This window comes from Brenneria tiliae (assembly GCF_023347575.1).
Lineage (GTDB): Bacteria > Pseudomonadota > Gammaproteobacteria > Enterobacterales > Enterobacteriaceae > Brenneria > Brenneria corticis.
This window is the reverse complement of record NZ_JAKPCB010000103.1, coordinates 451,669-472,332: the sequence shown is the minus strand read 5'-3', so window position 1 is coordinate 472,332 and position 20,664 is coordinate 451,669. Positions and strand designations below refer to the sequence as shown.

Here is a 20,664-nt window from a genome sequence, read left to right as displayed (position 1 = left end):
TTACGGATGCAAACTACGCTTTAATATAGAAGATGAAGTTTTCCGCGCCTGCAGGCATAAATAAAACCACGATATCGCCCGGAGTCACAAGTTGGCATAAGGGTTGCTGTAATCAGACCGTAGTTAGGCTGTAGTCAGGGGAGATTTCTTCTTTCGAGGGCATATTATAGGCCGTACGCATTCTACACGCTCTCTTAATCATCTGTGCTAATCGACGAAGGACGGCATCGCTATGAACATATTTGATCACTACCGTCAGCGTTACGACGCTGCCAAGGATGAAGAGTTCACACTGCAGGAATTCCTTACTATCTGTCAGCAGGATCGTAGTGCGTATGCTAACGCGGCCGAGCGATTGCTAATGGCTATCGGTGAACCCGAGATGGTGGATACCGCTCATGAATCGCGGCTATCCCGTCTATTTTCCAATCGGGTTATTGCGCGCTATCCCGCTTTTGAAGAATTTTATGGCATGGAAGACGCCATAGAGCAAATCGTCTCCTACCTGAGACACGCCGCGCAGGGATTGGAAGAGAAGAAACAGATTCTCTATCTGCTGGGACCGGTCGGCGGCGGTAAATCCTCGCTGGCGGAACGCCTGAAAGTGCTGATGCAGCACGTCCCGATCTATATACTTAGCGCCAACGGCGAACGCAGCCCGGTCAACGATCATCCGCTGTGCCTGTTTAACCCACGGGAAGATGCCGCCATTCTGGAGAAAGAATACGCCATTCCGCGGCGTTATCTGGGCACCATCATGTCGCCGTGGGCCGCCAAACGGCTGCAGGAATTCGGCGGCGACATCACTAAATTCAAAGTCATCAAAGTCTGGCCGTCCATTCTGGCGCAGGTCGCCATTGCCAAGACCGAGCCGGGCGACGAAAACAATCAGGATATCTCGGCGCTGGTCGGCAAGGTCGATATCCGCAAACTGGAACATTACGCGCAGAACGATCCCGACGCCTACGGCTACTCCGGCGCGCTGTGCCGCGCCAACCAGGGCATCATGGAATTTGTGGAAATGTTCAAGGCGCCGATTAAAGTGCTGCACCCGCTGCTGACCGCGACGCAGGAAGGCAACTACAACGGTACGGAAGGTATCGCCGCCCTGCCGTTCAACGGCATTATTCTGGCGCACTCCAATGAATCGGAATGGGTGCAGTTCCGTAATAACAAAAACAACGAAGCCTTCCTTGACCGCGTCTACATCGTGAAAGTGCCGTATTGCCTGCGCGTCTCCGAAGAGGTCAAGATCTACGACAAGCTGCTTAATCACAGCGAACTCGTTCACGCCCCTTGCGCGCCGGGTACGCTGGAAACGCTGTCCCGTTTCTCGATCCTGTCGCGGCTGAAAGAGCCGGAAAACTCCAGCATCTATTCGAAGATGCGGGTTTACGACGGCGAAACCCTGAAAGACACCGACCCGAAAGCGAAGTCCTATCAGGAGTATCGCGATTATGCCGGCGTCGATGAGGGCATGAACGGTCTTTCCACCCGCTTCGCCTTCAAGATACTTTCCCGTGTCTTTAACTTCGATCACAGCGAAGTGGCGGCCAACCCGGTACACCTGTTCTATGTACTGGAGCAGCAGATTGAACGCGAGCAGTTCCCGCAGGAACAGGCGGAGAAATACCTGGAACACCTGAAAGGCTATCTAATCCCCAAATACGCCGAGTTTATCGGCAAAGAGATTCAGACCGCCTATCTGGAATCCTACTCCGAATACGGACAGAACATCTTCGATCGCTATGTTACCTATGCGGATTTCTGGATTCAGGATCAGGAGTACCGCGATCCGGATACCGGGCAGCTGTTCGACCGTGAATCGCTGAACGCCGAACTGGAGAAAATCGAGAAACCGGCGGGCATCAGTAATCCCAAGGATTTCCGTAACGAAATCGTCAACTTCGTGCTGCGTGCCCGCGCCAACAATAGCGGACGTAATCCGAACTGGACCAGTTACGAGAAATTGCGCACGGTGATTGAGAAGAAAATGTTCTCCAACACCGAAGAGCTGCTGCCGGTGATTTCGTTCAATACCAAAACCTCAACGGATGAACAGAAAAAGCATGATGATTTCGTCGATCGCATGATGGAAAAAGGCTATACCCGCAAACAGGTGCGTTTGCTGTGCGAATGGTATCTGCGGGTGAGGAAATCGTCATAATGATGCATGAAACTGGCAACGTCGTTTGGGGGAAGCATGGCCTATTTCATTGATCGACGGCTAAATGGCAAAAACAAAAGCATGGTTAACCGCCAGCGCTTTCTGCGCCGCTATAAGTCGCAAATAAAACAGTCGATTTCCGAGGCCATTAACAAGCGTTCGGTGACCGATATAGACAGCGGGGAATCGGTATCGATTCCCAACGGAGACATTAACGAACCGATGTTCCATCAGGGGCGCGGCGGCCGGCGCCATCGCGTGCATCCGGGGAACGATCACTTTATACAGAATGACCGCATCGAGCGGCCGCAGGGAGGCGGCGGCGGTTCCGGCCAGGGCGATGCCAGTAAAGACGGCGAAGGTCAGGATGAGTTCGTATTTCAGATATCCAAGGACGAATATCTGGACCTGCTGTTTGAAGATCTGGCGCTGCCGAATCTGAAAAAAACCCAGCATCGGCAGTTGAACGAGTACAAAAACCATCGCGCGGGTTATACCGCCAATGGCGTTCCCGCCAATATCAGCGTGGTGCGCTCGTTGCAAAACTCCCTGGCCCGGCGGATGGCGATGACGGCGGGCAAACGCCGTGAGTTGCACGCCCTGGAGGAGGAACTGGAACAGCTGGAGCATTCCGAACCGGTGCAACTGCTGGAAGAAGAGCGTTTACGCCAGGATATTGCCGAACTGCGGCAAAAGATCGCCCGGGTGCCGTTTATCGATACTTTCGACCTGCGTTACAAAAATTATGAGCGCCGGGCCGAGCCGTCCAGTCAGGCGGTGATGTTCTGCCTGATGGATGTTTCCGGTTCGATGGATCAGGCCACCAAGGATATGGCGAAACGCTTTTATATTCTGCTCTATCTGTTTCTCAGCAGAAATTATAAAAACGTCGAGGTGGTTTATATCAGGCACCATACCCAGGCTAAAGAGGTGGATGAGCAGGAGTTCTTCTACTCGCAGGAAACCGGCGGCACCATTGTTTCCAGCGCGTTGAAGCTGATGGAGGAGGTAGTGCGCGAACGTTACGATCCGTCGCTCTGGAATATCTATGCGGCGCAGGCGTCCGACGGCGATAACTGGGCCGATGACTCCCCGTTGTGCCATCAGTTGCTGGCCGACCAGCTACTGCCGATGGTGCGTTATTACAGCTATATTGAAATCACCCGCCGCTCCCACCAAACGCTGTGGCGCGAGTACGAAATGCTGCGTGACGAATTTGATAACTTCGCCATGCAGCATATCCGCGATCCGGATGATATCTATCCGGTGTTCCGTGAACTTTTCCGCAAGCAAACCATCGGTAACTAACCTAACTAAATCAGCCAGCTAATCCTATCCTGGCTGATTTAATCGCCCGTAACTTGTTACAACGTCACCAATATAACCCTTTCATTAGCCGGCGCGCCGCATTACCCTAACGCCAAGATAAACTCAGGCCGCCGTTTCGTTATGCAAAAATTTGTTCTGCTCTTGCTGGCTCTGGTATTGCTGGGGCCGCTGGGCATCGATATCTATTTACCGCTGATCCCCGCCATCGCCCAAGGATTAAACAGTTCCGAACCGCTGATTCAATCAACCATCGCGCTTTTCATTCTGGTTATGGGATTAGGGCAGCTGATCGCCGGCCCGCTGGTGGATATCTATGGCCGTCGCCCCATGGCGCTGGCCGGCGTGGTTATCTACCTTATCGGCGCCGTGATGGCGTCGCTGGCGACCGATGCCGCCATTTTCGTGCTGTCGCGCCTTTTTCAGGGCATGGCGGTTTGCTGCACCGCGGTGGCGATTTCCAGTAGCGTACGCGACAGACTAAGCGGCGATGACGCCGCCCGCGCGTTCGGTTTTCTTAACGGCACGCTGAATATCGTGCCGGCCCTGGCGCCGTTATTCGGCGGGCTGCTGGCCGAAGCCTTCGGCTGGCGCGCGCCGTTCTGGTTTCTGACCGGCTACAGCGTGGCGGTTTTACTATTGATCGCCTTTTTCCTGCCGGAAACCCGGCCGCAATCCACCCTGCCGATTCGTCAATTGCCGCTGCGGCAATACGCGCGCATTTTGTCCAGCCCGCGCTTTTTGGCATTCGCCCTGGTGAATGCGGGCGCCATGGGCATGGCGCTGACCTATGTCTCCTTTTCACCGGTGGTATTGATGAATCAGGCTCAGTTGACGCCGCTGCAATTTTCGCTGGCCTTCGGCGCCAATGGCTTTTGGATCATGCTGGTGAGCTTTTTCGCCAACCGCATTATTCGCAAGATTGGCCGTCCGGTCTGCCTGAGCATAGGAAGCGCGCTGATGGGCGCCGGGGCTCTCAGCCTGATTGCCGGCGTGGCCCTGCTGCCGCCCCAGCTACAGGATACCTGGCCGAGCTATATGCTGCCCGTCGCGCTGGCCTGCGCCGGGCTGGCGTTTCTTATCGGCCCCTCCACCAGCTACGCGCTGGAACCCTACTCGAATGAGGCCGGGATCGCCTCGGCGATGGCCGGCTTTATTCAGATGGCGGGCGGCGCGGCGCTGGGGCTGGCGGCGATGGCCTTGCCGCTGCCGGCCAAAATATCCCTGGCGCTGGTTATGCTGTGCGCCGCGCTGCTGGCCGTTCGGGCAAGAGCGTTAACCCGCGGGCTGAAAGGCCGCATTACCCCGCTGCCCCAGCGTTAAACCCTGGCGTAGCGGAATACGGATAAATCGTCGGACTGAATATCCGGCGCTTTACCGGCGATGATATCGGCCAGCAGCTGTCCCGAGCCGCAGGCCATCGTCCACCCCAACGTACCGTGCCCGGTATTCAGGAACAGGTTTTTCAGCGGAGAGCGTCCGACCAGCGGCGTGCCGTCCGGCGTCATCGGACGTAACCCGCTCCAGAAGGTCGCCTGCTCCACCGGCCCGACGTGCGGGTAAAGATCGCGCACCACCATCTCCAGCGTTTTACGCCGTTTGCCATTCAACTCGGTATCAAAACCGGCGATTTCCGCCATGCCGCCCACGCGGATACGCCGATCGAAACGCGTGATGGCGACCTTGTACGTCTCGTCCAGCACGGTGGAAACCGGCGCGGCGGCCTCATCGAGCAGCGGTATGGTCAGGGAATAGCCTTTCAGCGGATAGACCGGGATAGTGAACCAATCACGCAACAGCCCCGTCGAATACGAGCCGCAGGCCATGACGTAAGCGTCCGCGGTCAACGTCTCATCGTCACATTGCACGCCGGTGACCTGCGCCCCCGCCACCTGCAAATGACGGACGGCCAGACCGAACCTGAATACCACGCCGGCATCCGCCGCCATTTTGGCCAGACTGCGGGTGAATAACTGACAATCCCCGGTTTCGTCATGGGGCAGGCGTAAACCGCCGGTGAGCTTATCCGTGACGTTCGCCAGCGCCGGTTCGACGGAGGACAGCTGCAGGTTATCCAGCAGTTGATACGGCACGCCCGCCTCTTTTAACACCGCGATATCGCGCACCGCGTTTTCATACTGCTGCGCGGTGCGAAACAGTTGCAGCGTGCCGCCCTGCCGGCCTTCATACTGAATATTGGTTTTCTGGCGCAGCGCCTGCAGGCAATCGCGGCTGTATTCGGCCAGCCTGACCATGCGGGCCTTATTGACCTGGTAATGACGGCTGTCGCAATTCAGCAGCATCTGCCACATCCAGCGCAGCTGTTCAGCCGAAAAGTCGGGCCGGATGGCCAGCGGCGCATGGCGTTGAAACAGCCATTTAACGGCCTTCAGCGGTATGCCCGGCGCCGCCCAGGGGGCGGAATAGCCCGGCGAGATCTGTCCGGCGTTGCCGGCGCTGGTTTCAAGCGCCGGCTCAGCCTGCCGATCGACGACGGTCACTTCATGTCCGGCCTGCGCCAGATACCAGGCGGTACTAACGCCAATAACACCACTCCCTAGAATGACAATCCGCATCTTTACTTATCTCCGTCCGTTACGCTTACTTGCCATGTAATATGCTGGATAATTAGCTATCTATTGGAATAAAAGACTACTCTAGCATTTAGGTAAAAATTGTCATCATGTGGAGATATAGCATTTATCTATTGTTCGTTGCCGCCGCAGGCAGCATATTATACCGAATGACTCGGTGAATGTTTTCTGCCAACCTGCCGTTTTTACGTCACTTTTATCAGATTGAGCTAAGATTAATCATGTCTGTACGATATTGTGCAGGCGATCATGTAAGGGGCGCGCTGATGGCTATATCGACTGATAACCCGGTAAAAAAACCTAATCGCCTGGATGACGGGCCAGACTGGTCTTTTGAATTACTGCAGGTCTATCTTGATGAGATAGATCGGGTAGCGAAACTCTATCGTCTGGATACCTATCCCCATCAAATCGAAGTGATTACCTCCGAGCAAATGATGGACGCCTATTCCAGCATAGGCATGCCGATTAACTATTCCCACTGGTCGTTCGGCAAGAAATTTATTGAAACCGAACAACGTTACAAGCACGGCCAGCAAGGGTTGGCTTATGAAATTGTTATCAACTCCGATCCCTGCATCGCCTATCTGATGGAAGAGAATACCCTGCCGATGCAAGCGCTGGTTATGGCCCACGCCTGCTACGGGCATAACTCTTTCTTCAAAGGCAATTATCTGTTCCGCAGTTGGACCGATGCCGGTTCAATCGTCGACTATCTTATCTTTGCCCGGCAGTATATTGCGCAATGCGAAGAGCGCTACGGCGTCGAAGAGGTGGAGCGCCTGCTGGACTCATGCCACGCCCTGATGAACTATGGCGTGGATCGCTACAAACGCCCGCAGAAAATCTCGCTGGAAGAAGAGAAATCCCGCCAGAAGAGCCGCGAAGCTTATCTGCAAAGCCAGGTCAACGACCTGTGGAAAACCCTTCCGCGCCGCGAACAGGGCGTGGCGCAGGAGCAGGCCCGGCGTTTCCCGCACGAACCGCAGGAAAACCTGCTCTACTTTATGGAAAAAAACGCGCCGCTGCTGGAACCCTGGCAGCGTGAAATTTTGCGCATCGTGCGTAAAGTCAGCCAGTATTTTTACCCGCAGAAACAGACCCAGGTGATGAACGAGGGATGGGCCACTTTCTGGCACTACACCATTCTTAATCATCTCTATGATGAAGGCCGGGTTTCCGAACGTTTTATGCTGGAGTTCCTGCACAGCCATACCAACGTCATTTACCAGCCGCCATACAACAGCCCTTACTACAGCGGGCTCAACCCTTACGCGCTGGGCTTCGCCATGTTTCAGGACATTAAGCGCATCTGTCAGGAGCCCACCGAAGAGGACCGCTACTGGTTCCCGGAAATCGCAGGTAAAGACTGGCTCGATACGCTGCACTTCGCCATGGAGAACTTTAAGGATGAAAGCTTTATCAGCCAGTTCCTGTCGCCGAAAGTGATGCGTGATTTCCGGCTATTCACCGTGCTTGACGACGACCACAATAATTATCTTGAAATCGCCGCGATCCATGATGAAGAAGGCTACCGCCTGATCCGCCAGGAGCTGTCGGCACAGTATAATCTGAGCTATCTCGAACCCAATATTCAGGTCTGGAATGTGGATTTACGCGGCAATCGTTCACTGACGCTGCGCTATATCCCGCATAATCGGGCGCCGCTGGATAAGAGCAGTCAGGAAGTGATGAAGCACGTTCATCGTCTATGGGGTTTTGAGGTATATATGGAGCAGGCGAACGATGACGGCAGCATCGAGCTGCTGGAGCGCTGCCCGCCGCGTAACGCGCCCTCTTCATAGCGCTACATCGAACTGATAAATCGTTGCAAAAGGGTATTCGGGCCGTTGTCTGAATACCCTTTTGATTGTTAGCGGCGAATTTCGGCGATATCGTGCGGAATGGCGCTCTGCATACTATGCCAGATAGCGCCGCTCTCTTTGCCATAATGCCGGACCACGTCCATAACCTGCTCGTACAGGCCGTCATGGCACAGCGTTTCCAGCCGCTTATAGAAGTCCAGCGCCAGCCTGCGGGCATCGGGATTGGAAAAATAGTAGCGGCCGACGCGAATGTACAACCCTTTCAACCCATTGAGAATCAGGCCGTAAATCGGATTACCGGAGGCAAACGCCAGCCCGCGGAATACGTTGTAATCCAGTTGCGCGAACGCATCCGCGTTATCATCCACGGCGCCGGTCTGCTTTAATACCTCACGGGTCTTTTCCGGGTGCTGCCGTAGCGCCGTGCGGATAAAAATAGCCGCGATATTGGTACGCACCGCCAGCAGATTATCAATAAGTTGCGGTACGCTATCGTGGTCGAGCCGCGCCAGCGTCTCCAGGATATTCAGTCCGGATGTTTCCCAGAAGTTATTGATTTTCGTTGGTTTACCGTGTTGAATCGTCAACCAGCCGTCGCGCGCCAAACGCTGCAGCACTTCCCGCAACGTGGTGCGCGTCACGCCTATCAACTCGGAAAGCTCTCTTTCTGCAGGCAGAATTGACCCCGGAGGAAAGCGGTTATTCCATATACTTTCAATAATATATTCTTCCGCGAATCCGGCTGGACTTTGCGCCTTTATAACCATGAGTTTGATATTCCGTAGCGATATTTACCGATGAAAGCTGCACTCATCATACCAGATGAACCAAACATGACATAGCATCGCCGCCCCGCGCCAAACAAATTCAAGATAAAACTGTGACTGCAAACAAAACCATGCAATCCGGCAATCCATATCACTGGCCGGTGGGCAAAATTTTCAGCTATGATGCCACGTTAGCGATAAAGAAAAGTCTCCACGGCGACGGGCCGGCATCATTTATGACCGTCATTGGCGCGGATAATCCTGTATAGTGGTCGGTGGATATCAATTCAGTCAGCGCAAGCCCCGTTAGCGGTTTTTAATGGTGTCGAATCCGCGCTGAATAATGATGGCAGTGAGGCTGGTCCGCTTTAACTGCCGAGTCGCTCATTTTGGCATGGAATACTTGTTATGTTGCGATTTCTCAACCGTTGCTCACGTGGCCGCGGCGCCTGGTTATTACTGGCATTGACAGCCTTGGCTCTGGAATTGGTCGCGCTTTATTTCCAGCATGTGTTGCTATTAAAGCCCTGCGTGCTGTGCATTTATCAGCGCAATGCCCTGTTCGGCATCATGGGGGCCGGTTTGTTGGGCGCCGTCGCGCCGGGCAGCCTGCTGCTGCGGTATCCGGCGATTGCGCTGTGGATCTACAGTTCATTCGAGGGGTTGCGCCTGGCCTGGAAGCATACGGATATCCTGCTGCACCCCTCGCCCTTTAATACCTGCGATTTCTTTGTCAGCTTCCCGTCCTGGCTGCCGCTGGATAAATGGCTCCCCGCGGTATTCAATGCGACGGGCGACTGCTCGGAGCGCCAATGGCAATTACTGTCGCTGGAAATGCCGCAGTGGCTGGTCGGTATTTTCGCCGCCTATCTGCTGATTGCGCTGCTGGTATTGATCGCCCAGCCTTTCCGCCCCAAACGCCGCGACCTTTTCAGCCGCTGAAAAGCCGCGCGCCGGCGCGTAAAAAAGCCCGGGTAAATATCACCCGGGCTTTTTTATCAATCTATGCTACTGCTGTGGTCCGTATATATCCCTGTAATGGTCCAATCTTTCTTTAAAGTACTGCCGTTTCTCTTGTGGGATTTTTTCCGCGATTTCGTCAGCATTAATGGTTTTTTTCTGACTTTCCATAAAAGCAATCGTGGAAGCAGCAAAATCAGCGTACTGATCGCTGTATCCAAGAATCATCTTTTCAAAGTTGATCATCTGCTCCCCCCTTTCTTTCGCTGTTGTTGTATTAAAATTATACAACACATTTTGATTTTCACATGGGGAAGGCGTGCGAATATTTCCGCTTATCGGGCCCACGCCGGCTTGTTCAGAATATGGTCTTGCCAATCCACCACCTCGTTCTCCCGCACCGCGATATGCCGCACGGAAATCCGTTCTCCGTGCATCGCCGTTTTGGAACCGGCAATCAGCGGATGCCACTGCGGCAGCCCCTTCCCTTCATGGATAAGCCGATAGGCGCAGGTGGCCGGCAACCAGTTAAAGGTCAGCAGATTTTCGCGGGTGAGCTTGATGCAATCGGGCTCATATTCAAAGCGACGGCTATAGTTGCGACATTGACAGCTTTTTATATTCAATTGATTACAGGCCACGTTGGTAAAGTAGATTTCCTCCGTGTCCTCATCGATAAGTTTATGCAAACAGCACTGCCCGCAGCCGTCGCACAGCGACTCCCATTCGTCGTCGGACATTTCAGCCAACGTCTTGTGCTGCCAAAAAGGGCGTTCAGTCATTTCTCTTTCCGGTTAATCTGTATTGGCGCTCTGTATAGCGGGTTTACGCGGCGGAGGCAAGTTTTGCTACCCGTTCGCAGTGAAGCGGGCAGCGCGGAATTAGATAATGCGGGTGTTGAGAGAGCGGTCGTTAAGGGTGATTTTCAGCATATCGCCAGACAAAATCGGCCCAACGCCCTGCGGCGTTCCGGTGAGGATAATATCGCCCGCGCGCAGCGTAAAGAAGCGGCTCATATAAGCAATCAGCGGCAGGATCGGCGTAATCATATCGCGGGTATTGCCCTGTTGTCGCACCTCGTCATTCACTTTAACCCCCAGATCCGTCTGCTGCGGATCGCCGAATTCCGCTACCGGAATAAAACCGGAAATCGGGCAGGAACCGTCAAACGCCTTGGCTTTTTCCCACGGCTGCCCGGCTTTTTTGGATGCGGATTGTACATCGCGCAGCGTTAAATCCAGCGCGACGCCGTAGCCGGCGATGGCCCGCGCCACCCGCTCCTCATTCGCCTGCTTCAGCGGCGTGCCGATCAGCACCGCCAGTTCGACCTCATGATGGACAGAGCCAAGATTTTTGGGAACGGCGACCGGCTGGCGTAAATCGCACAGCGCGGTTTCCGGCTTAATAAATAAAACCGGCTCGGTGGGCGTCGCACTTCCCATTTCCTTAATGTGCGCCGAATAGTTACTGCCTACGCACACCACTTTGTTTACCGGGAAATCCAGCAGCGCACCCTGCCAGTCTCTGTGTTGATACATGAATAGTCTCCTGCCCTGTCAGTTGGGTAAACATTACACTTATCACAATAAACGCGCGCCTGATACCCCCCTCCCGCCGGCAACGCGTTAAATGCCCCTGGGCGGAAGATCGTTCAGGAAAGAAATCCGTTTATTAACGGCGGATTTCTTTTTTAATGGCAAACGGCGAGATATTATCACTAAGGCATTATCCGAAAATAAGCGTTGGTATTATTTTTTTACATTTACCAAAGCGTGTTTAATAAACTTTCCGGCGGCGGCGGAACCTGCAGATAAAACCCCTGCTCTTCGAGCGCTTGTTTAACTTTTTCAATATCGGCGGCGGCCAAATTCTTGCTGCCGTCCAGCGGCAATAACATGGCTAAATGCGGTTTGCCGAAACTTTTCATCAATTCTTCAGGCACGCGGGAAAAATCGTCTTTTTTTTCGACATAGAGATAGGTTTGATCGCGTTTGGAACTCCGGTAGATCGCACAAAACATTTTTTTTACTCTATTTAATGAGAATGGCATCTTGCCTGTATATAATTGTGACTATAACATGCTTACAGCGCTCTGGAATATCATGCCTCAAATGTTACTCTGGGGATTAAAAGATGCTGAAACTGAGTCAGGATAGATGTCACAAACGCCAATTGAACTAAAAGGCAGCAGCTTTACCTTATCGGTTGTTCATTTGCATGATTCCCAACCCGAGGTAATTTATCAGGCATTACAGGAAAAGATCGAGCAGGCGCCCGCTTTTCTGAAAAATGCTCCCGTTGTCATTAATGTCGCCGCGTTAACCGCGGATATCGACTGGATAAAATTACAGCAGGCCATTTCCTCAACCGGGCTGCACGTCGTCGGCATCAGCGGATGCAAGGACGAGCGGTTGAAACAGGTCATTACGCAGGCGGGGTTGCCCCTGCTGAGCGAAGGGAAAGAGCAGCGGCGGGCAGCGCCGCCCGTCACCGCAGCGCCCGGCGCCGCGAAGACCCAGGTCATCAGCGCCCCCGTTCGCTCCGGCCAGCAAATCTATGCGCGGAACTGCGATCTGATCGTCACCAGCAGCGTCAGCGCGGGGGCGGAAGTGATCGCCGACGGCAATATCCATATTTACGGCATGATGCGCGGCCGGGCGCTGGCCGGCGTTTCAGGCGATGTGCAGAGCCAGATATTTTGCACCCATCTGGCGGCCGAACTGGTATCGATCGCCGGCCGATATTGGCTGAGCGATCAAATTCCACCCGCATTTTCCGGGCAGGCGGCAAGGGTAAACCTTAACCTGCAGGATAACGTTTTAAACATACAACCTCTAGACTAAGCCCTTTGACAAGGAAACATTTATGGCACGCATCATTGTTGTTACATCGGGTAAAGGGGGCGTTGGCAAGACTACTTCAAGCGCGGCCATTGCTACCGGTTTAGCCCAGAAAGGAAAAAAGACGGTTGTCATCGACTTTGACATCGGTCTGCGCAACCTCGACCTGATTATGGGATGTGAACGTCGCGTGGTTTACGACTTTGTTAATGTGATCCAGGGCGACGCCACGCTGAATCAGGCGTTAATCAAAGATAAGCGCACTGAAAATCTGTACATTCTGCCCGCTTCGCAGACGCGCGATAAAGACGCGCTGACCCGCGAAGGCGTGGAAAAAGTGCTGGACGATCTGGGTGAAATGTCCTTTGACTTTATCGTCTGCGACTCGCCGGCCGGTATCGAAACCGGCGCGCTGATGGCGCTCTATTTCGCCGATGAGGCGGTGATCACCACCAACCCGGAAGTCTCATCGGTACGCGACTCCGACCGCATTCTGGGCATTCTGTCCTCCAAGTCGCGCCGCGCCGAACGCTCGGAAGAGCCGATCAAAGAGCACCTGCTTTTGACCCGCTATAATCCGGGCCGGGTGAATCGCGGCGATATGCTGAGCATGGAAGACGTGCTGGAAATTCTGCGTATTCCGCTGGTCGGGGTTATCCCGGAAGATCAGTCGGTGCTGCGGGCGTCCAACCAGGGCGAGCCGGTTATCCTGGATCCGGAAGCCGACGCCGGCAAAGCCTATTCAGACACCGTCGATCGTCTATTAGGCGAAGAGCGGCCTTTCCGCTTCGTTGAAGAAGAGAAGAAAAGTTTCCTTAAACGACTTTTTGGGGGATAAATTATGGCATTACTCGATTTCTTTCTGTCCCGCAAAAAAGCGACGGCCAATATTGCCAAGGAAAGGCTGCAGATTATTGTCGCGGAGCGACGTCGGGGAGACAGCGAGCCCCATTATCTGCCGCAGTTAAAACGGGATATTCTGGAAGTTATCTGTAAATACGTACAGATAGACCCGGAAATGGTGAGCGTTCAGTTAGAGCAAAAGGGCGATGATATTTCCGTACTTGAGCTGAACGTAACATTGCCGGAAACGGAAGAAAACCCTAAATGACTTTTCCCGCCGTAATATCCCCTGCTTATTTGGCAGGGGATATTCAGATCCCTTTCCCCTGCCTTTTTCGTATTGAGAAATAAAGCGCCTGAATAAAAGATGGCCGGGGTGAACGAGCCGCGCTTAATACTGTTGTAAAACTGCCCGCAGCTCATCGCCATATAAATTATTACGCCAGCCAGACAGCATTTCCGGCAGCGCATTCTGTCCGTTCAATTTCCAGTGCTCGTTAAGCAGCCGGTTAATCTGACGGCGGGACGCCAGCAGCTCAGGGGATAATCCGCTACGTTCGCTGACGCCCTGCACCAGCGCTTTAATATCTTTAAAGGCCTTTTTATAGCCGGGGTAATCGATAAGGTTGATCACCGGCGGCGGACAGTCCTCGTCGCTCAAGCCGTTGGTCTGCTCAACCAATGCCAGCATCGTTTTACCGTGATAGCGAATCTCCGGACCGCTCAGCCCCAGCGAATCCAGCTCTGCCAACGACGCGGGTAAAAAACGCGCCACCTGCCACAGATTCTCTTCACGCACCACGAAGTTCACCGCGCTGTCGCGCTCGCGCGCCTTGCGCAGGCGCCATGCGGCGAGCAGTTGCAGGCAGGCCAGATTCCGCCCGCGCAGCTGCCAGGCATTGCCGATTTCGCGATAGGCCGACTCCGGCGCCAATATTTCCCGCTTACGCTGGCACAGCTGGCGACATTCATCGAGCGCGGCGGCCATCCATCCGGCGGCCTCCGTCTCCTGCACCAGTTTTATGGCCATCGGCAACAGGTAGAACACATCGGCGGCGGCATAGTCGCACTGTTTTTCACTTAGCGGACGAGCCAGCCAGTCGGTACGCGATTCGCTTTTATCCAGCGCGACGTCCATATATTCGGCCACCAGGGCGGCAAAGCCAAAAGAGAGCGGCTTACCTAAAAAAGCGGCCAGAATCTGGGTATCGATAAACGGCGTCGGCGACAGGCCGAAAGCATTAAGAAAAACTTCCAGATCTTCACTGCCGGCGTGCAGAAATTTGACCACCTGCTCGTCGCTCAACAGCTGCTGAAAAGGCGCCCAGTCGGTAATGGTCAAGGGATCGATAAGCGCAAGCCGTTCGCCATCGTACAATTGGATCAGCCCCAATTGCGGGTAATAAGTGCGAGTTCTGACGAACTCGGTATCCAGCGCGACCTGCGTATAGTGGCGCGCCTGCGTGCAAACCTGTTCTAACCCGGCGTCGGTGGTGATCAACTGATAATTCAAAACATCATTCTCTTGGTGGTTGCAATATAATCCATAAATCGCCGGCAGCCGGCGATTCGCCTATGTGTTTGTCGTCTCCGCGATTTTATTTTGCTCATCCCGCAGTTCCCGGCGCAGGATCTTGCCTACGTTAGACTTGGGCAAATCCTCGCAGAATTCAATCTCTTTCGGCACCTTATAGCCGGTAAGATTGCGCCGGCAATGGGCGATCAACTCCTCTTTGGTCAGCGAAGCGTCGCGTCGAACCACAAACGCCTTCACCGCCTCGCCCGACACCTCGCTGGGCAACCCGACCACCGCGGACTCTGAAACTTTAGCATGACGGGTAATCACATCTTCAATTTCAGTGGGATAAACGTTAAACCCCGACACCAGAATCATATCTTTTTTACGATCGATGACCCGCAGGAAACCTTCCTGATCTGCCGTGACAATGTCACCGGTGGCCAGCCAGCCGTCGCGCAACACCTCATCGGTGGCCGCGGGCTGCTGCCAATAGCCGAGCATTACCTGCGGCCCGCGGATCCACAGTTCTCCCGCTTCGCCGGGGGCGACGTCATTGCCGTCATTATCGATGATACGCACATCCGTCGACGGCACCGGCAGTCCGATGCTGCCGCTATAGCGTTGCAGATCGTAGGGATTGCCGGACACCAGCGGCGAGCTTTCCGTCAGTCCGTACCCCTCCAGCAGGTGTTTGCCGGTCAGCTTTTCCCAGCGTTCCGCCACCGCCTGCTGTACCGAGGCGCCGCCGCCGACGGAGAGCCGCAGCGTGGAGAAGTCCAGCTGATTGAATTCTTTATTGTTCAACAGGGCGTTAAATAAGGTATTTACCCCGACCACCACGGTAAAGGGATGCTGCGCCAGCTCTTTGACCAGCGCCGGGATATCCCGGGGATTGGTAATCAGCAGATTTGTGCCGCCAAACTCGATAAACAGCAGGCAGTTCACCGTCAGCGCAAAAATGTGATACAGCGGCAGCGCCGTAACCACCAGTTCATTCTCCCCCAGTACCGGGCCGTACGCCGCTTTGCACTGCGCCAGATTGGCCTGCATATTACGGTGAGTCAGCATCGCCCCTTTGGCGACGCCGGTTGTTCCGCCGGTGTATTGCAAGAAAGCCAAATCGGCGTTGATGATATCCGGCTTCACATATTGCATACGCCGTCCTTCCTGCAACACCCGCCGAAATGAGATGGCGTCCGGCAGATGGTATTTGGGCACCAGTCGCTTGATATACTTGACCACAAAATTAACCAGCGTTCCCTTCGGCGTGGAGAGCTGATCGCCCATGCGGGTGAGGATAACGTGTTTCACCTGGGTATTGCGCACCACCTTTTCCAGCGTATGGGCAAAGTTGGAAACGATCACAATGGCGCTGGCGCCGCTGTCTTTCAATTGGTATTCCAGCTCACGCGGGGTATACAGCGGATTAACGTTAACCACCACCATACCGGCCCGCAGCACGCCGAACAGCGCCACCGGATATTGCAGCAGGTTGGGCATCATCAGCGCCACCCGGTCGCCTTTTCGCAGCTTAAGCTGGTTTTGCAGATAGGCGGCAAACGCCCGGCTGCGCTCTTCCAGTTTGCGGAAGGTCATCACCTCCCCCATATTGATAAATGCCGGCCGATCGGCGTAGCGAGCCGCCGCATTCTCAAATATTTCCACTAATGAGGAATAGCGATCCGCATCGATGTCCGCAGGTACACCCGCCGGATAGCGTGCCAGCCAGATTTTGTCCAAGACGTCACTCCCGAGATATTTTTTCAGCGGCATCGGCAACCTCAATGCAAAGTATTGTTAACATTATTTTAACTCAACTTAGCCATTGATAAATAAACAATGTCAGGGTTGCGAGGCCGATCACCTAAAAAAAATCAGGCAACCTGAGCCGCCTGATTTTCTATGCTACCCAAAGATAGGCTATTCCGTCACGATGGTCTCAATCTGCGCCGGACCATACCAGCCGCCGCCGAATCCCCAACCGGGACCCCAGCCATAGCCATAGCGCGCATCCCATCCCCATGGGCCGTAAGCGCCCGCCGGCATCGCCACGCGCTGCACGACGTTCCAGCGTTTGTAGCCCTGAACGTCAATCACCACATAGCGATACGGCTTGTCGCCGATGGATCCCTGTTCCGTCCCGACGATCGGACCGACCACGGTAACCAGTCGGTCTCTAAAATCCGTCGGTTCCAGAAAGCGGTTCACATAAGCGATAAAGCGCCCTTCGGAGGGTTGATTCAGCCGAGGTCTGGCGCCGCCGTCCAGCGGCAAGCTGGCTATCTCCAGCCGGGTTTTATTGGCTTCATTGCGGATGCCGACCACCCGGCCGCCAAAGCGGGACTCTTGCCCCACATACAGCTGCGGCGCGTTCATCACCCGCACCAGATCGTCCTGAGGCGTAGGAGATGTTCCCTTGATGGCGTCCGGCACCGTGACGCACCCGGACAGCAGCAGGGCCGCGGCGGCGATCAGGCCGCTCCACGGCGCGCGCGGCGGCCGAACGCGCCGCGTTTGATTATTCATACACCCAGTCATAGTCATGACATCTCCTTTTCCAGTGCCCGATAATTAGACTATACCGTACAGAATAAGTTGCCGTTCATTCCCGGCCAGGCAGTTTTTTCCAGGCGACTTCATTGCGCAGATAGCGCGGCTCGGCCTGTTCAACGCTCACCGCCTGGCCCGCGTCCCACTGCCGGCAGGCCAGCGGCAGCATATCCTCCGCCTGCGGCAACGGCGTGTCGCCGTCCAGCAATGAAACCGCCGGGTGATTCACCAGGTCCGCATAGGTCTGCCATCCGGTGCCGGCCGTCGCCCAGCGGCCGCTTAATTGCGCACTCAGCGCCTGTACCTGCTGCGGCGTCAGCACCGCTTCGCCGGCGTCTCCCTGCCAGCGCCCGTCGGCCTCTTGCTGATATTGCGCCCAATACACTTCGCCCATGCGGGCGTCAATCGCCGTCAATACCCGCGTGGCGCCGGTGCGGCGCAAGGCGCCCTGCGCCAGGGTCGCCAGGGTGGAAACCCCGATCATCGGCAGATCGGCGCCCAGCGCCAGCCCCTGCGCGATGCCGATGCCGATGCGCACCCCGGTAAAACTGCCGGGCCCCCGGCCAAACGCCAGCGCATCCAGCGCGCCGAGCGTCAGGCCGCTTTCCGCCAGCACCTGCCGCACCATGGGCAACACGCGCCGGGTATGTTCCCGGGGACAAACTGCAAATAAAGAATGAATTTCACCATCATTCCAGAGGGCGACGGAACAGGCTTCCGTCGCGGTATCAAGCGCTAGAATTCGCGTGGACATGCCAACCTCAGGCGGGATAAATAAGTCTTAACGGCGCGCATGATAGCATAGCGCCCGCCAGATTTCCGTTATGCATTACCGGTAAGAAACTCGATGGCCTGCCCGATATCGCGCGTGCGCGGCGCGGGCGGCAGGCTGTTGAGAAAGACCGAGCCGTACGGGCGCATAACCAGACGGTTATCGCAAATAACCAGCACGCCGCGGTCGTCTATATCGCGGATCAATCGTCCCACGCCCTGCTTCAGGGTGATAACCGCATCCGGCAGTTGCACCTCGTCGAACGGCTCTCCGCCCCGCAGGCGGCAGTCTTCGATGCGCGCTTTCAGCAGCGGATCGTCCGGCGAGGTAAAGGGAAGTTTGTCGATAATCACGCAGGAGAGCGCGTCGCCGCGCACGTCGACCCCCTCCCAGAAGCTGCTGGTGGCCACCAGCAGCGCGTTGCCCGCCGCGACAAACTGCGCCAGCAGCTGCGCTTTGCCGGTTTCGCCCTGTAATAACACCGGCAGCGTCAGCGTGGCGCGGAATTCGGCGGCCAGATCGCGCATCATCTGATGGGAGGTGCAAAGCATAAAACAACGTCCCTTATTCGCCGCAATCAGCGGAGAGAGCATCGCCGCCAACCGCTTTGCGCCGCCGGGACGGTTGCTTTCCGGCAAATAACGCGGCACGCAGAGCAGCGCCTGGCTGGCGTAATCAAACGGACTTGGCAGCAGCAGGGTATTGGTGTTCGCCTCGTCCAGCCCCAGCCGATCGGTAAAGTGTTTTAGCTGCTCGTTAACCGACAGGGTGGCGGAGGTAAAAACCCAGGCCGAGGGTTTTTCTTTCATCAGCTCACGAAAGCGATCGGCCACGGAAAGCGGCGTCAGCGCCAGCACGAAGTGACGGGAATTGCATTCATACCAGTAGCTGTAGCCGGCCTGCTGCACATCCATCAGGCGTTTTAATCGCCCGCGGTACAGCGTCGCCCGCTCAAAGGCCGCGTCCAGCAGCGCGGAACGGCCTAAAGAGAGTTTGGCCACGTCGTAGCACAGCTCCAGCGCGTCATCCAATAGCAGCAGCGCGCGCTGCAGCGGCGGCTGATTAAGGATCTCGCGCAGATTGCCGCGAAATCCGGGGTCGCCCAGCGCCAGACGAAAATCCTGGGCGCTCTGCGTCAGGCGGTCGGCGCTCTTCTGTAATTGCGCCGCATCACGCACCTCCGTGCGGTAGGCGATAGTGATATCTTTCGCCAGATCCATCAGTTGGCGGCTGGTAAGCTGCTGCCCGAAATACTGGCTGGCGATATCGGGGATCTGGTGGGCCTCATCAAAAATCACCACGTCGCTGTCGGGGATCAGTTCGGCGAATCCGCTCTCTTTCACCACCATATCGGCCAGATACAAATGATGGTTGACCACCACGATATCGGCATCCATCGCCTTGCGCCGGGCTTTGACCACAAAGCACTCTTTATAGCGCGGGCAGTCGCTGCCCAGGCAATTATCATTGGTGCTGGTCACCAGCGGCCAGACCGGGCTATCTTCCGCCACGCCGGCACAGGTCGCGACGTCGCCCTCCACGGTTTCGGAAGACCATCCCCGCAGCCTGACCAATGCGCTCAGGGTTTCAGCGGAAAGATCGCCGCCCGCCAGCGATTGCTGCTCCAGGCGCTCCAGACAGAGATAGTTGGAGCGCCCTTTCAGCAGCGCCAGCTTGCCTTTATAGTCAAGCGCCCGCGCCACCGTGGGCAGATCCCGGCTGTAGAGCTGATCCTGCAATGCCTTCGAGCCCGTCGAAATGATGACTTTTTTATCCGCCCGCAGCGCCGGCGCCAGATAGGCATAGGTTTTGCCCGTCCCTGTCCCGGCCTCGACCACCAGCGCCCGCTGTTTGTCGATGGCCTGAGCGACGGCCTGCGCCATTTGCCGCTGAGGCTCGCGGGGCTTAAACCCGCGGATGGCCTTGGCCAGCGCCCCATCGGTTGCAAAATCATCTATCACGCGATCGTTTGTCACACTGTCTCTCTTTATAGGATTCGAACCGCCGGTGCTGCCTGACGATAACGCCGCGCTGATTATGCCAAGACTCAACCGCCACCACCACCCCAAATCAGCGGGGCTTTTGGTCGCAGAGGTCTAATGTTAGGCTTAACGCCGTTATTCACCAAGATGAAGAGACTACATGCTTATGCCAATCACCAGAATCGACCCTGAAGCGCGCTGGTCCAATGCCGTGATCCATAACCACACGCTGTATCACACCAGCGTGCCGGATAATCTGGATGGGGATGCCCGTTCACAGACGGAAAATGCCTTGGCGTCGTTGGACGAGGTATTGCAACAGGCGGGAACGGATAAAAGCCGTCTGCTGGACGTCACCATTTTTCTGGCCAATGCCGATGATTTTGCGGCGATGAACGCCGTATGGGACGCCTGGGTCGCGCCGGGCAGCGCGCCGGTGCGCTGCACCGTACAGGCCAGGCTGATGAATCCGCGCTTTAAAATTGAAATAAAAGCGATTGCCGCCGTGTAAATATGGG

Annotated in this window: 20 protein-coding genes; 9 read left to right on the top strand and 11 right to left on the bottom strand. The window is 55.5% G+C overall.

The features are described from left to right. Nucleotides 1-232 precede the first annotated feature (232 nt). From yeaG to MFP24_RS22985, 3 genes are all read left to right on the top strand, one after another. A complete protein-coding gene (gene yeaG, locus MFP24_RS22995; protein WP_249232356.1) occupies nucleotides 233-2,167 on the top strand; it encodes a protein kinase YeaG in 1,935 nt (644 codons plus the stop codon). Between the two features lie 36 nt (nucleotides 2,168-2,203). Then, nucleotides 2,204-3,475 (top strand): YeaH/YhbH family protein, encoded by a 1,272-nt coding sequence (locus MFP24_RS22990; RefSeq protein ID WP_249232357.1) that lies wholly within the window; start codon nucleotides 2,204-2,206, stop codon nucleotides 3,473-3,475. A 141-nt stretch (nucleotides 3,476-3,616) separates the two neighbouring features. Next, on the top strand, nucleotides 3,617-4,816 hold the full coding sequence (locus tag MFP24_RS22985) for a multidrug effflux MFS transporter (RefSeq protein ID WP_249232358.1): 1,200 nt from the start codon (nucleotides 3,617-3,619) through the stop codon (nucleotides 4,814-4,816). On the opposite strand, the gene MFP24_RS22980 is transcribed toward MFP24_RS22985, so the two are convergent. Continuing rightward, nucleotides 4,813-6,069, bottom strand: coding sequence for a D-amino acid dehydrogenase (locus MFP24_RS22980; RefSeq protein ID WP_249232359.1), 1,257 nt, complete (start codon nucleotides 6,067-6,069; stop codon nucleotides 4,813-4,815). The genes MFP24_RS22985 and MFP24_RS22980 overlap by 4 nt on opposite strands. 284 nt (nucleotides 6,070-6,353) lie before the next feature. On the opposite strand from MFP24_RS22980, the gene MFP24_RS22975 reads away from it, so the two are divergent. Further along, nucleotides 6,354-7,892 carry a SpoVR family protein gene (locus MFP24_RS22975; protein ID WP_249232360.1) on the top strand — a complete coding sequence of 513 codons (1,539 nt, stop codon included), beginning with the start codon at nucleotides 6,354-6,356 and terminating at the stop codon, nucleotides 7,890-7,892. 68 nt (nucleotides 7,893-7,960) lie between these two features. On the opposite strand, the gene fadR is transcribed toward MFP24_RS22975, so the two are convergent. After that, the gene (gene fadR, locus MFP24_RS22970) at nucleotides 7,961-8,680 is read right to left on the bottom strand and encodes a fatty acid metabolism transcriptional regulator FadR (RefSeq protein WP_009112909.1); all 720 of its coding nucleotides are present in this window, start codon (nucleotides 8,678-8,680) and stop codon (nucleotides 7,961-7,963) included. A 408-nt stretch (nucleotides 8,681-9,088) separates the two neighbouring features. Between fadR and dsbB the strand changes: the two genes are divergently transcribed. Continuing rightward, nucleotides 9,089-9,622 (top strand): disulfide bond formation protein DsbB, encoded by a 534-nt coding sequence (gene dsbB / locus MFP24_RS22965; RefSeq protein ID WP_249232361.1) that lies wholly within the window; start codon nucleotides 9,089-9,091, stop codon nucleotides 9,620-9,622. Between the two features lie 66 nt (nucleotides 9,623-9,688). Here dsbB and MFP24_RS22960 read toward each other — a convergent pair whose 3' ends face one another. From MFP24_RS22960 to MFP24_RS22945, 4 genes are all read right to left on the bottom strand, one after another. Continuing rightward, a complete protein-coding gene (locus tag MFP24_RS22960) occupies nucleotides 9,689-9,886 on the bottom strand; it encodes a DNA polymerase III subunit theta (RefSeq protein ID WP_136167854.1) in 198 nt (65 codons plus the stop codon). 89 nt (nucleotides 9,887-9,975) lie between these two features. Continuing rightward, on the bottom strand, nucleotides 9,976-10,422 hold the full coding sequence (gene ycgN / locus MFP24_RS22955) for a cysteine cluster protein YcgN (RefSeq protein WP_009112912.1): 447 nt from the start codon (nucleotides 10,420-10,422) through the stop codon (nucleotides 9,976-9,978). A gap of 99 nt (nucleotides 10,423-10,521) precedes the next feature. Beyond that, nucleotides 10,522-11,178, bottom strand: a complete 657-nt coding sequence (locus MFP24_RS22950) for a fumarylacetoacetate hydrolase family protein (protein WP_249232362.1) — start codon at nucleotides 11,176-11,178, stop codon at nucleotides 10,522-10,524. Between the two features lie 224 nt (nucleotides 11,179-11,402). Next, nucleotides 11,403-11,660, bottom strand: a complete 258-nt coding sequence (locus MFP24_RS22945) for a YcgL domain-containing protein (RefSeq protein WP_249232363.1) — start codon at nucleotides 11,658-11,660, stop codon at nucleotides 11,403-11,405. 136 nt (nucleotides 11,661-11,796) lie between these two features. Here MFP24_RS22945 and minC point away from each other — a divergent pair, with 136 nt between their 5' ends. Genes minC through minE form a run of 3 tightly spaced genes read left to right on the top strand, consistent with a single transcriptional unit; the run spans nucleotide 11,797 to nucleotide 13,591 of the window. Beyond that, the gene (gene minC, locus MFP24_RS22940) at nucleotides 11,797-12,483 is read left to right on the top strand and encodes a septum site-determining protein MinC (protein WP_249232364.1); all 687 of its coding nucleotides are present in this window, start codon (nucleotides 11,797-11,799) and stop codon (nucleotides 12,481-12,483) included. A gap of 22 nt (nucleotides 12,484-12,505) precedes the next feature. Beyond that, nucleotides 12,506-13,318: a septum site-determining protein MinD gene (gene minD, locus MFP24_RS22935; RefSeq protein WP_249232365.1), complete on the top strand. Its 813-nt coding sequence runs from the start codon at nucleotides 12,506-12,508 to the stop codon at nucleotides 13,316-13,318. Nucleotides 13,319-13,321: 3 nt separating this feature from the next. Then, on the top strand, nucleotides 13,322-13,591 hold the full coding sequence (gene minE, locus MFP24_RS22930) for a cell division topological specificity factor MinE (protein ID WP_136167850.1): 270 nt from the start codon (nucleotides 13,322-13,324) through the stop codon (nucleotides 13,589-13,591). A gap of 123 nt (nucleotides 13,592-13,714) precedes the next feature. Here the strand turns inward: minE and rnd are convergent, their stop codons facing one another. The 5 genes from rnd to yoaA all read right to left on the bottom strand — a co-directional run bounded on the left by rnd (nucleotide 13,715) and on the right by yoaA (nucleotide 20,125). Beyond that, the gene (rnd, locus tag MFP24_RS22925; RefSeq protein ID WP_249232366.1) at nucleotides 13,715-14,836 is read right to left on the bottom strand and encodes a ribonuclease D; all 1,122 of its coding nucleotides are present in this window, start codon (nucleotides 14,834-14,836) and stop codon (nucleotides 13,715-13,717) included. Nucleotides 14,837-14,896: 60 nt separating this feature from the next. Beyond that, complete coding sequence (gene fadD, locus MFP24_RS22920) at nucleotides 14,897-16,582, bottom strand: long-chain-fatty-acid--CoA ligase FadD (RefSeq protein ID WP_249232367.1); 1,686 nt, start codon at nucleotides 16,580-16,582, stop codon at nucleotides 14,897-14,899. 180 nt (nucleotides 16,583-16,762) lie between these two features. Further along, nucleotides 16,763-17,368, bottom strand: a complete 606-nt coding sequence (locus tag MFP24_RS22915) for a Slp family lipoprotein (RefSeq protein ID WP_249232883.1) — start codon at nucleotides 17,366-17,368, stop codon at nucleotides 16,763-16,765. A 76-nt stretch (nucleotides 17,369-17,444) separates the two neighbouring features. Beyond that, nucleotides 17,445-18,146 carry a tRNA (adenosine(37)-N6)-threonylcarbamoyltransferase complex dimerization subunit type 1 TsaB gene (gene tsaB / locus MFP24_RS22910; RefSeq protein WP_249232368.1) on the bottom strand — a complete coding sequence of 234 codons (702 nt, stop codon included), beginning with the start codon at nucleotides 18,144-18,146 and terminating at the stop codon, nucleotides 17,445-17,447. 68 nt (nucleotides 18,147-18,214) lie between these two features. Then, nucleotides 18,215-20,125, bottom strand: a complete 1,911-nt coding sequence (gene yoaA, locus MFP24_RS22905; RefSeq protein ID WP_249232884.1) for a DNA repair helicase YoaA — start codon at nucleotides 20,123-20,125, stop codon at nucleotides 18,215-18,217. A 187-nt stretch (nucleotides 20,126-20,312) separates the two neighbouring features. Between yoaA and MFP24_RS22900 the strand changes: the two genes are divergently transcribed. After that, the gene (locus tag MFP24_RS22900) at nucleotides 20,313-20,657 is read left to right on the top strand and encodes a RidA family protein (protein WP_249232369.1); all 345 of its coding nucleotides are present in this window, start codon (nucleotides 20,313-20,315) and stop codon (nucleotides 20,655-20,657) included. Nucleotides 20,658-20,664: the final 7 nt, after the last annotated feature.

Coding starts and splice junctions, on each gene's coding strand:
- ycgN (WP_009112912.1), bottom strand. CDS start 10,422: ATGACTGAACGCCCTTTTTGGCAGCACAAGACGTTGGCTGAAATGTCC.
- MFP24_RS22985 (WP_249232358.1), top strand. CDS start 3,617: ATGCAAAAATTTGTTCTGCTCTTGCTGGCTCTGGTATTGCTGGGGCCG.
- MFP24_RS22980 (WP_249232359.1), bottom strand. CDS start 6,069: ATGCGGATTGTCATTCTAGGGAGTGGTGTTATTGGCGTTAGTACCGCC.
- MFP24_RS22975 (WP_249232360.1), top strand. CDS start 6,354: ATGGCTATATCGACTGATAACCCGGTAAAAAAACCTAATCGCCTGGAT.
- MFP24_RS22900 (WP_249232369.1), top strand. CDS start 20,313: ATGCCAATCACCAGAATCGACCCTGAAGCGCGCTGGTCCAATGCCGTG.
- fadR (WP_009112909.1), bottom strand. CDS start 8,680: ATGGTTATAAAGGCGCAAAGTCCAGCCGGATTCGCGGAAGAATATATT.
- MFP24_RS22950 (WP_249232362.1), bottom strand. CDS start 11,178: ATGTATCAACACAGAGACTGGCAGGGTGCGCTGCTGGATTTCCCGGTA.
- tsaB (WP_249232368.1), bottom strand. CDS start 18,146: ATGTCCACGCGAATTCTAGCGCTTGATACCGCGACGGAAGCCTGTTCC.
- dsbB (WP_249232361.1), top strand. CDS start 9,089: ATGTTGCGATTTCTCAACCGTTGCTCACGTGGCCGCGGCGCCTGGTTA.
- yeaG (WP_249232356.1), top strand. CDS start 233: ATGAACATATTTGATCACTACCGTCAGCGTTACGACGCTGCCAAGGAT.
- MFP24_RS22960 (WP_136167854.1), bottom strand. CDS start 9,886: ATGATCAACTTTGAAAAGATGATTCTTGGATACAGCGATCAGTACGCT.
- minC (WP_249232364.1), top strand. CDS start 11,797: ATGTCACAAACGCCAATTGAACTAAAAGGCAGCAGCTTTACCTTATCG.
- MFP24_RS22945 (WP_249232363.1), bottom strand. CDS start 11,660: ATGTTTTGTGCGATCTACCGGAGTTCCAAACGCGATCAAACCTATCTC.
- MFP24_RS22990 (WP_249232357.1), top strand. CDS start 2,204: ATGGCCTATTTCATTGATCGACGGCTAAATGGCAAAAACAAAAGCATG.
- minE (WP_136167850.1), top strand. CDS start 13,322: ATGGCATTACTCGATTTCTTTCTGTCCCGCAAAAAAGCGACGGCCAAT.
- minD (WP_249232365.1), top strand. CDS start 12,506: ATGGCACGCATCATTGTTGTTACATCGGGTAAAGGGGGCGTTGGCAAG.
- MFP24_RS22915 (WP_249232883.1), bottom strand. CDS start 17,368: ATGAATAATCAAACGCGGCGCGTTCGGCCGCCGCGCGCGCCGTGGAGC.